This is a genomic window from Pedobacter sp. UBA4863 (genome assembly GCF_002399615.1).
In the GTDB taxonomy this organism is placed as follows: domain Bacteria; phylum Bacteroidota; class Bacteroidia; order Sphingobacteriales; family Sphingobacteriaceae; genus Pedobacter.
In genome coordinates this window covers 12,347-22,132 of record NZ_DHDZ01000001.1, presented here as the reverse complement: position 1 = coordinate 22,132, position 9,786 = coordinate 12,347, and the positions used below count along the sequence as shown (strand labels likewise).

The following is a 9,786-nucleotide window of genomic DNA, read 5'->3' as shown; positions in this document are numbered from 1 at the left end:
TTCCTCCATTTTGGTCGCTCAAACAGCGAAGCACTCTTGAGTTCAACTGAAAGTGATAAACAAAAAGCGAAAAAATGGAGTGCCTATGCCCGGCATAGCTTGTACCGCTATCGGTAAGGGCAGGAAAGGCTGTGTGTAGGCATTGTGTGCTGATTATCAGGGCGTAACATCCAAAACTCACGTTAAAAAACACGTTTAAATGCCCGTTTTCTGAGGTGAAATATAATGCTTAACCCGAATTCACGTTACTAGATCTCTCCTTATTCCTCTCCGAATGGTCGGAGCAGGCTGTAGAGATGATACAGAAATTATAGTTCAAAATGTTACTTCACCACCGTCCCGTTTAACAACGAAATAGGCGAGGCATCTAAAGCATTTGCAGTACTCAGCTTCAAAATACCTCTTACCTTAATGGTTTGGTAAGTAAATTTAGTAGGCTCTTTTAATTGCACTTCAACCATAATGGGCACGCCATTTTTACCGCAATAAAAACATTGGTTAATAGGCAGCGTAGATAGCATAAATTTAGTTTGTTTCATGCCATCTTTAATAGGCACAATATAACCCTCTAACTCAAAAGGTTTGCCTGCTCTTTTCTTAATGTCATTATTAAATAGGGCAAACATTTCGGTATCGTCTTTTGCCATTTTAAACTCTACATCGCCAATTATATCCCAGTTGGCCGACATGATTTGGTCGCTTGGATCATGCTGTGCCTTGGCATTAAAACTAAAGCCAATAAACAGTAAACATATAAAACCTAGTTTTTTCATCTGTGTTAATTTTTTGCTAAAATATTTGATAGGTTAGAACGGTAAGCCTGTACCGCCGGAATAATTGCGGCCACCATACCAATGGCCAAGCCTGCAATTAATAAATATATCTCTTCTTTAATAAACAACAAACCAGTCATTTTAGCTTGGCTACTTTCCTGATAGTTCCCAATCAAATGTAACACGCCATGGCCTAAAGCTATTCCAATTAACGTGCCTATAATGGTTAAAATTAAGCCTTCTAAAATAATTAACGAAAACAATTTACCTTTTGATGCACCCAAGGTGCGCATAATGGCCAAATCGTAGCTTCTTTCTTTTAAAGAATTGTACAGGTTGATAAATACGCTGATAGCGGCAATGAACATAATGAGTAGGGCAAACCATTGTAAAGTATCAACACCTACGCCAATTAACGAAAACAAACGAGTGCTTTCTTGTGCCGGACTGGCGGCTTGCATATTGGTAGTTTGGTTCACCATCATCGGGAACATGGCTACTGCCATTGGCGACCGATATTGGATTAAAAGAGAAGTAAATTCTCTATCATCATCGTGAGTGTGGTCTGCTGCTCCTTCATGGTCATGATGCTCGTTGCTTTCGCCTTCATCGCCATGCATTTTCCAAATACTGCCAATGCCCGTTAAAATTAAATTATCGGTTACGTTTTGCTGCGGCGCTAAAATGCCCACCACGGTGTAAGTATGGTCGTCGTGTTGGTCTTTCATTTCGGTTAAGCCATGGCCGCCATGAAATTTATCGCCAATTTTTAAATTTTGTGTTGCAGCCACATTTGCCCCAATGGTAGCCTCTAAATCGGCTTTCCAAAACTGGCCACTTTGGAGTTTTAGGCCATAAAGGCTAATGTAATTACTATCGGTGCCCACAATGCGTACGCCGTTATAATTATCGCCCATGGCCAAGGGTACGGCACGTTTTACAAACGGACTTTTCATTAGTTTCTTCGCTTCTTTCATCGGGATGTTTCCAGTAGGGAAATCGATGTAATAAATACTGCTTAAAATTAATTGCAAGGGACTGCCTTTTGCACCCACCACCAGGTCAATGTCTTTCGAGTTTTTGTCTAATTTATTTTCTATTTGGGTTGATGCCAGCAGCAACACCGTTAAAATAGCCGTACCAAAAGCAATTAACAAGAGGTTTAGCGCAGCATTTAATGGTTTAGCCCAAATGTTGTTCCAGCTTAGTTTAAATAGGTTCATGCTAAACTATAGGTTAGGTTAAACGCATCTTTCACCCTTTTATCATGGGTAGCCACTACCAAAGTAGCTTGGTTCAATTCCGATTGCTCCTTTAATAAAGCCAGTACCGCTGCGGCATTTTTATCGTCCAAGCTAGAAGTAGGCTCATCGGCAATAAGCAAGGTAGGTTTATTAATTACCGCACGGGCAATGGTAACGCGTTGCAACTGCCCCTGGCTTAACGCTTGCGGATAGGCGTGTTTTTTATGTGCCATCGCTAAGGAATCCAACACTACTTCGATACGCTTTTTATCGGTAGGTAGCCCCGCAAAGCTTTGCGCCAAAAGTAAGTTCTCGGTAACGTTAAGGCTTTTAATTAAATGTGGCCTTTGAAATACAATGCCAATGTGCTGCCCTCTAAATGCATCTAGTTTCTTGGCAGATAAGCGGTACAAATCAATGCCGTTTATGGCTACAGTGCCGCTGGTAGGCTTTTGTAGGCCCGTTAAAATATGCAGCAGTGTGGTTTTGCCACTTCCCGACTGACCAAGCAACAACCATTGCTCGCCATTGTTCACCTGCCAATCGGCAAATGTTAATAGAGAACCAGTAGGGTATTGTTGCGAAACAGCTTGAATTGAAATCATAGGATCATTACCAATATGCCACAAAAATAAGATAAGCGGCTAAATAGCAAAGTATAGCTGTGTAAAGTATTTGCTACTGGGTAGAGGAGGGGTAAGGTGGGGTGTATTTAATTGCAAATACGATCTATGCTTCAGAAATTAATTTTTAATGATTAGTTTGTATTTTTTTAATACTTCAATCCAAACATATATCAATATAAAGGCGTACGTAATAGTATTAAATAAATTTTCGAAGCAACCACCTCTACTTAATATTGAAAATAAGCAGTAGAAGATTGTTGATATACCAAATTCGTATCCTAATTTTGCATAGCATAAATTTAAAGCTAATTTTAAAACGATACCAAAAAGCAGATAAGTTATAGCAATGGCAAGGTATCCATATGATAAGTAGGCATCTACTATTGTTTGAGGTTTTGCTGAGGTAGTGTCATCAGCATAATTTAAAATCAATGCACCATTTTCAATAGCTCTTTTTTGGGCTGTAGCATCTGGACTAGGTTTGTCTGGCCATATAAATCTAGGCACTAAGCTCGCTAAGCCATAACCAACAATTTCAAACTCATAATAAGGGCGTTTTTGTGGGACCGACTGAAGATAGGTAGTAAACATTGAAATTTCCGATACACGATCTGTAAGAAAAGTCCAGTTATTATTTTTTAACACTTCTGCATCAAAGTCTGTATTACTCAATTCGTCAAATGCTTCTATAGTAGATTTGTTCTGATACCATCTAGATTCTCGCACTTTGGCATTATAGGTGGGTACGTAATAAAAATAGATTGCCATTAGTGGAATAAAAAATAGACTTGTTTTAAAAACGCCATAATTTTCATAAGCAATTATCCCTAAGAAAATGATCGGATAGATAGTGTTTTCTTTCATTCCAGAAAAAAAGCCAATAATAAGTATGCTGATTAAATAGATACTCGCTAAAGGAATATGACGTTTTTGTCTCAAAGCTATGCCAAAATAATGTACAGCACAAATTGTCGAGAATAAACTTAGATAGGAGGAAAGTTGGGCTATTGGCGCAAATTGTAGTGTAGCTGCTAGGATGGCTGATGCGATTGAAAGATTAAAGTAGGTATTGTTTTTGAAATTTAAGAGGTATTTTGGTTGCCCTCGTTTTGCTTTAATAAGGTAGTATCCAGTGAGATAACAAGCATGAGCAAAAACAATATAAACTTGAGCTTGGGCTATTAGTTTAATTTCTTCTATATTGGCGAAAGGTTTTACACGTTCAAAAAATTCGTAACCATGTTGATCGATAAAATAAAAAATAGAAGTAAGCGCTGTGTAACCCCAAAATAAACCTTGAGAGAGTACAATAGGACTAAAGAAACCAATTTGCTCATTTAGTATGTATTTGCAAGTGTAGATACTTAAGATGATTAGATAAGCACTACCTAACCAAGCTGTTAAATATAACGCATTGGGATCGTTGATAAAGACACAGAGTAAACTTGGTATAAATAAAAGAAAGAATTTTGCCACTTATTTATTGATTTCTGTTAAGATTTTGTCAAAATAATATTCATAATTCAATTCGACCATATAAGTATTAAAGGCTGATTGAGCATAGTTTTCGTGGGCGTTGATAATGTCTTTGAAATTTTTTTCAAGCGAATTGGTAGATAAATCTGTGAATTTTGCCCAATCATATTTTTCTAAATTTAACCGGTTGATGTCGTCATCAAATAAAAGTACAGGCATCCCCATGGCAATGTATTCGTATATTTTATTAGATGCTGTAACAACAGTTTTATACTGCGTGTTAATGGGCTCATAGATTGCAAGCCCTACATGATGCTGAGCAGAAAAATTAAGTAAATCTTCATAAGAAGGGAATGGATCGTGAAATTTCACTCTGTTTTTAAGTTGAAATGATTCAATGTAAGTAGTTAACTTATGTTTAAATACTTCATCTACAGCTACCCCTATAATATTAAGTGTTATATTTAGACTACTATTACGCAAAAACGATATGATATGTTCAAGCCCATGGCCCTCACCAATTTGACCTTGATAAATTACTCTCAATTCTTCTTTGAATGGCGGGAATTTAGTATGTTTTGATTTAGAAACAGAGGGATAATTAGGTAAAAAAAAACATTCGCCATTAAAGCTGTTTAGTTTGAAAAAAAACTTTCTTTCTATAGCTGGTAAAGAAAATATATCAACATTCTTTAAATTATGTTTTTCATTAAGATAGGCTAATTTGCCCAAGCTTAGTCTTCCTAAGTTTTTTGGCTCCAATAAATCATGATTGTGGTACCAAACTTTAGGCTTGTAAGAAAGGAAAGGTTTGATAATTATGTAAGCCAAGAAGGGGAATGGATCATATAAAAGAACCCATTTTGGTTTTTGCTTTTTGATGGTTTTGAATAGAATGGAAATAAATTGAAAAAAGGAAAGTAACTTCCAAAAGAATGAAGTCTGTTCCGTTTCTCTTATGGATTTGAATTTTCCACTAACTACAAGATGAACGTTTTCTGGATAGGTTAAATTTGTTTTTTTTACATTTCGATGCACGCAATAAACTTCGTCAGCATTTACAGCCAAGGCGTTGAGTGCATTTAGGGTAGGGGGATAATACTCTGGATGGCTGTAAACAGCACTTACTATTTTCATCTATTTACTATTTTCTTTGCAAAATCAATATTTCGTTTACCAAAATCATCCCACGTAAAGCCGTTCTCTACTTTTATTTTACTGATAGCTCCCATTTTAGTTATTAATTGTTTATTTTTAATGAACCATTCTAAAGATTTTTGTAAATCTTTATTATCAAATGGCTTAATCAACAAGCCATTTTCGAAAGGATCAATCAAATCTTCTCCACCAGAATTGGGCGTACTTATTAGCGCACATCCAGATGCCATTGCTTGTAGTTGTACCATAGCCATTCCTTCTTCTACACTGTTCATTATAAATACATCAATTTCTTTGTATATTTTGAATAAATCTCTTTGGGGCATTTTTTGTATATAGGAAATGTTTGGAGAGTTTAAACTTTCTCTATTAAAAGTAAAATGATCTATTGGTCCAGCTATAATTAGTTTAATATCAGTGTTTTTTGTAAGTACAGCATTAAATGCTTCTATAATTCCCTTAGTATTTTTTCTAGCGCATAAAGTACCAACACTGCCAAAAACGATTGAGTTTTTATTAGTTTTTTTTTTTGTGAATGGAAATGAAACAAGATCTACCCCAAGGAAATTAACAAAAATCTTATCCTTATTAAATCCATGATCAATAAAAGTATTTAATACAAAAGAACTTGGTACATTGATATAATCTGCTAATTCGTATTCGGCTAACTCGCGTTTAATCATTAAGTTATCAATTGTTTTTTTGGGAGTTGGGCTAATCTTATGTAATAATTTTTTTTGAGTTAGTATGTGGGCAGATCCTCTCACCAAGATAATTTTAGCGTTTGGATTCTTTTTTCGTATAGCACTGATGGTGTACAAAGAATATCCTGACCAAAGAAAATAAACGTCACTGGTTTTGTTAATAAATAAGGCGGTAAAGTAATCATATATTTGGCAGGCAAAAGTATTTAAGGGGTAACCTAAACCTAGTTTGTTGGTTATCCTGTTTATTACTTCGTTAAGATAAATGGAAAGTACATTTTTTTTGCTGATGCCAAATTTAGCTGCTTCTGATTTGGGATAACCTGTGACCAATTGTGCTAAATAACCTTGTTGCTCAAAATAAGCAGCCATATCAAAGCCGTGAAAGCGACCACCGCAGGAAACACTAATTTTCATACTTAATTGCTTTGGTAATTACTTCTAAAAAGCCCTCAACAGTTTTTGTTAAGCTATAGTCTTTTATCTTTTGTAGTACATTTGCTTTATACGGAAAGTTGCTGTCGTGTCTAGTACAGAATAAGTCTATCTTGTTGGTGAGGTCAACAATGTTACCGCTTTCAAAAACAAAGCCGGTAGTTTCATCAATTAAATCGCTATGACAGCCTACTTTATTTGATACAATGGCAGGTATGCCTCCTGTCATTGCCTCATTTACCACCAAGCCCCAAGTTTCATAATCGCCAGAAGGTAAGACCAGTATATCCATTTTACTGTAACCTTTAGCAACAATAACAGATTGATTTAAAAAGCCCAGAAAATTGACATTCACTTTTTCTTTTTTTGCTAATGCAGCTGCTTTTTCCATTAAAGGACCATCACCAATCATGTGTAATTTAATACGTTCTTTAAAGGCTGATTTAGCCACTGCTGCTATTAAATCAAGGGGGCGTTTTTTTTCAATGAACTTACCCGAAAACCCTATGTTAATTGAAGCACGATCTTGAGCGACAATATTTTTGCTGTATTGTTCCTCGAAGAACGCAGTGTCTATACTATACGGAGCTAATGTTATATGTTTGGGATCTACACCATAGTGCTTATAAAAGTTGGTGTTTTCCTTTCCTATACTCAAAAAATGGGTGAATTTCTTGAAAAAACTTGGGAAATAAATTGCTTTTATTAATTGTTTTAACCAAGATTTGTTCATAATCAAGGTAGATTCGCCTCTAAGGACGATTGGTGTCTTTTGGGCTATAGCAGCCTTAATAACCTGCTGATGTGCCATAGTATACCAGCCAAACAATATAATAGCTGTGGGTTGATGGTTGGATAGTAAGTTAGTAGTGCCGCTTAGCTGAATACCTTTTTGGGTATTGGGACTTGGTTGGGGTGCGATATTTTCTGCAAAGGAGTAATCATAACCTTTAAACATTGGAATATCCCATTCGAAAGCTCGGTTAAAGCCTGCTTCTGCTTGATTTGCAGCAGAACTTTCTGCTAAAAACAACACGTGTAAATTCACATGCTTTGTAAGTGCAACGAACAAAGGTATTTGATATTGAATAGGGTGGGTAGTAACGATTAAAATTTTCTGATTATCCATGAAAATGTTGTTTCAGTTTACTTAAGAAATCAGCTGTTCTTTGTTCGTAGGTATAGCTTTTAGCTTTGGCACGAGCAGCAACTCTAATTGCCATAGCTTGTTGTTTAGGTAGAGCCAGAATATATTTGATGTTAGCGAGCATAGTGTGCTCATCATCGTAAAAGAAAGCTTCTTGATTGCTTGTAAAGAATGTTAAGTGTTGGTTGCTCGTTGGAGATAGCATGATGCCTCCAATGCTTGGTATTTCAAAGCTACGCATGTTGTGTGAACCTATATTGTGTGGTCTAAATATATTCAGTTGTACACGATAGGTCTGCATGATTTGCCAAAAAGTATCACCGTAAACAGCTTCGTGAACAGTAATGAAATGATTGTTTTTTACAAACTTATGCCAAGCATGTCCAAAAACATTAACTTTTATCCCCGCTTTGGCAATTGTGTCTACTACCTTTTTACGAATTTGATCGGGGTTACCAATAAAAGCAACCTCATTAATTTCGTCATTATATCCATTATCTAAATGCATTGCACTTTCTTCGAAAGCAAAAGGTAACGATTCGCAGGGTATAGCATAGTCAAATTCTATTCTCTTGATAACTTCCGGATGGTAGCTGAAATGTAAATTGTACAATCTGATACTTTTAGTTACATGCTTGTTACCACTTCCTCTCGAAGAAAATATAAATGGATGATCGGGATTATAGTTGACTAGAAAATAACCTTTTTGTTTTAGAATTGTTAAAGTTTTGGGCATAATTTCCATTCCCTTAAACACCCATATTACCTGTGGTTGAAAATGATCAACGTAATTTAAAATTTGATCGTTTATTTTTTTTAACAAGCTGGTTGGATAAATTTTATGTTTAAGTTTATCCCAAATAGTGGTGTAATGTTTCCTATATAGACCTCCTGCATTAAATATTTTACAATTTAAGCCCTGTTTTTGAAGGTGCTTCGCATAATAATTTTCAATAGCCCAAACAGCGTCATCACCTATGATGAGTAATTTCATTTTGGTTGCTCTATAAATTTGATAATTGTACCCTCAAAAAGTTTTTCTTCTAACATAATTATCGAATGAATATGGTCAGGGTTATAGTTACATAAAAGTTGGGTATGCGTTTTTATTTCTTCAATTGTTTCTGGAAAAATTTCCATGCCCTTAAAAACAAGTGTAACTAAAGGCTTAATTTTTTGAGCAAAGGTTAGTAGTTGTTTGTTTACGGTAAGGTAAAAACCATTGGGGGCAATTTTGTAGTTAATTTTTGTGAGAATGTTTTTGTCCTTTGTTTTTTGCACTGGGGCTTGAATATCAAAGGTATCCGCTTGCCAATGAAGGGGTTTTAAATGTTTTACAAATTGATGTTCCAGTGCGCCTGCACCAAAATTGCCTATAATGAGTATGGTTTTCATAGGTTTTGGTCAAAATCTTTCTTACTTTATGCTTTTCTGAAGAAAATTGTTCCATTGAATTGATTTTCTAATACTAGTTCTTCCATCGTTTCAATGTTAAAGGCATTAAAATTATATTTTTGATAAAACTGGAAAAGTTTTTTGTCTGTTTCTGGATTATGACTTTCTATTATGAAAGATGTTTTGCTATTTGTAGCCAAATTATGGCAATAATCAATAGCATACAATTCGAATCCTTCAATGTCTATCTTTATTAGGTCTGGAGTTCCTAATTTAGTTTCTAAATCATCTAAAGTACTGGAAGGTACTTTTTCGAAGCCAAAAGATTTTTCAATTTTTCCATACTCCTCCTTGTTTTTCCCTATATAGCCTCCAGGAATGTGAGAATTTGAATTGTTATTTACAATAAATTCAATAAAACCAGTTTTATCGCTAATAGCCACTTTATGTAATTCAAAATTAGTTATGTTATTAATATCTAAGTTTTGTTTTGTTCTTGACCTATTTTTGTCGTCGGGCTCAAATGCGTAAACTAATTTTGCATTTTTAGAAAAGTATATAGTGTAGTATCCTAAATACGTGCCGCAATCCCATATAATCCAATCTTTTTTAATAATCTTATTAAGATTATTAAGTATGTGATAGTCATATTTCCCCAAAAAATAAGCGCTTTCTAGATTTTTGTGAAGGTTTAAATATAGTTTAATTCCTTTTAATGGACCTCTGATAACAGGAAGTAGAAAGTAGTTACTGGATTTTTCTTTGCTAAAGAGTAGTTCAATTAGTCTAAAAATTATTTTTTTCATTTTCTAACATTTTATTGTGATA

General features: G+C 35.0%; 10 protein-coding genes. All 10 read right to left on the bottom strand.

What is annotated here, in order from left to right:
• Positions 1 to 323: 323 nt before the first annotated feature.
• A complete protein-coding gene (locus tag B3I52_RS00105) occupies positions 324 to 773 on the bottom strand; it encodes a hypothetical protein (RefSeq protein ID WP_293297067.1) in 450 nt (149 codons plus the stop codon).
• Positions 774 to 778: 5 nt separating this feature from the next.
• Positions 779 to 1,996 carry an ABC transporter permease gene (locus tag B3I52_RS00100; protein WP_293297065.1) on the bottom strand — a complete coding sequence of 406 codons (1,218 nt, stop codon included), beginning with the start codon at positions 1,994 to 1,996 and terminating at the stop codon, positions 779 to 781.
• Positions 1,993 to 2,622, bottom strand: a complete 630-nt coding sequence (locus B3I52_RS00095; protein ID WP_293297062.1) for an ABC transporter ATP-binding protein — start codon at positions 2,620 to 2,622, stop codon at positions 1,993 to 1,995. Before B3I52_RS00095 ends, B3I52_RS00100 begins: the two co-directional genes overlap by 4 nt.
• Before the next feature lie 138 nt (positions 2,623 to 2,760).
• Positions 2,761 to 4,119, bottom strand: a complete 1,359-nt coding sequence (locus B3I52_RS00090; RefSeq protein ID WP_293297059.1) for a hypothetical protein — start codon at positions 4,117 to 4,119, stop codon at positions 2,761 to 2,763.
• Positions 4,120 to 5,256 (bottom strand): hypothetical protein, encoded by a 1,137-nt coding sequence (locus tag B3I52_RS00085; RefSeq protein WP_293297056.1) that lies wholly within the window; start codon positions 5,254 to 5,256, stop codon positions 4,120 to 4,122. It abuts the gene before it with no gap.
• A complete protein-coding gene (locus B3I52_RS00080; protein ID WP_293297053.1) occupies positions 5,253 to 6,398 on the bottom strand; it encodes a glycosyltransferase family 4 protein in 1,146 nt (381 codons plus the stop codon). Before B3I52_RS00080 ends, B3I52_RS00085 begins: the two co-directional genes overlap by 4 nt.
• A complete protein-coding gene (locus B3I52_RS00075) occupies positions 6,388 to 7,374 on the bottom strand; it encodes a glycosyltransferase family 4 protein (protein ID WP_293297050.1) in 987 nt (328 codons plus the stop codon). The genes B3I52_RS00080 and B3I52_RS00075 overlap by 11 nt, the downstream gene beginning before the upstream one ends.
• 163 nt (positions 7,375 to 7,537) lie before the next feature.
• Positions 7,538 to 8,557: a CgeB family protein gene (locus B3I52_RS00070; RefSeq protein WP_293297047.1), complete on the bottom strand. Its 1,020-nt coding sequence runs from the start codon at positions 8,555 to 8,557 to the stop codon at positions 7,538 to 7,540.
• The gene (locus B3I52_RS00065; protein ID WP_293297045.1) at positions 8,554 to 8,958 is read right to left on the bottom strand and encodes a hypothetical protein; all 405 of its coding nucleotides are present in this window, start codon (positions 8,956 to 8,958) and stop codon (positions 8,554 to 8,556) included. Before B3I52_RS00065 ends, B3I52_RS00070 begins: the two co-directional genes overlap by 4 nt.
• A gap of 26 nt (positions 8,959 to 8,984) precedes the next feature.
• Positions 8,985 to 9,764 carry an FkbM family methyltransferase gene (locus B3I52_RS00060; protein WP_293297042.1) on the bottom strand — a complete coding sequence of 260 codons (780 nt, stop codon included), beginning with the start codon at positions 9,762 to 9,764 and terminating at the stop codon, positions 8,985 to 8,987.
• Positions 9,765 to 9,786 lie beyond the last annotated feature (22 nt).

Coding starts and splice junctions, on each gene's coding strand:
- B3I52_RS00100 (WP_293297065.1), bottom strand. CDS start 1,996: ATGAACCTATTTAAACTAAGCTGGAACAACATTTGGGCTAAACCATTA.
- B3I52_RS00070 (WP_293297047.1), bottom strand. CDS start 8,557: ATGAAATTACTCATCATAGGTGATGACGCTGTTTGGGCTATTGAAAAT.
- B3I52_RS00060 (WP_293297042.1), bottom strand. CDS start 9,764: ATGAAAAAAATAATTTTTAGACTAATTGAACTACTCTTTAGCAAAGAA.
- B3I52_RS00105 (WP_293297067.1), bottom strand. CDS start 773: ATGAAAAAACTAGGTTTTATATGTTTACTGTTTATTGGCTTTAGTTTT.
- B3I52_RS00080 (WP_293297053.1), bottom strand. CDS start 6,398: ATGAAAATTAGTGTTTCCTGCGGTGGTCGCTTTCACGGCTTTGATATG.
- B3I52_RS00085 (WP_293297056.1), bottom strand. CDS start 5,256: ATGAAAATAGTAAGTGCTGTTTACAGCCATCCAGAGTATTATCCCCCT.
- B3I52_RS00095 (WP_293297062.1), bottom strand. CDS start 2,622: ATGATTTCAATTCAAGCTGTTTCGCAACAATACCCTACTGGTTCTCTA.
- B3I52_RS00065 (WP_293297045.1), bottom strand. CDS start 8,958: ATGAAAACCATACTCATTATAGGCAATTTTGGTGCAGGCGCACTGGAA.
- B3I52_RS00075 (WP_293297050.1), bottom strand. CDS start 7,374: ATGTTTAAAGGTTATGATTACTCCTTTGCAGAAAATATCGCACCCCAA.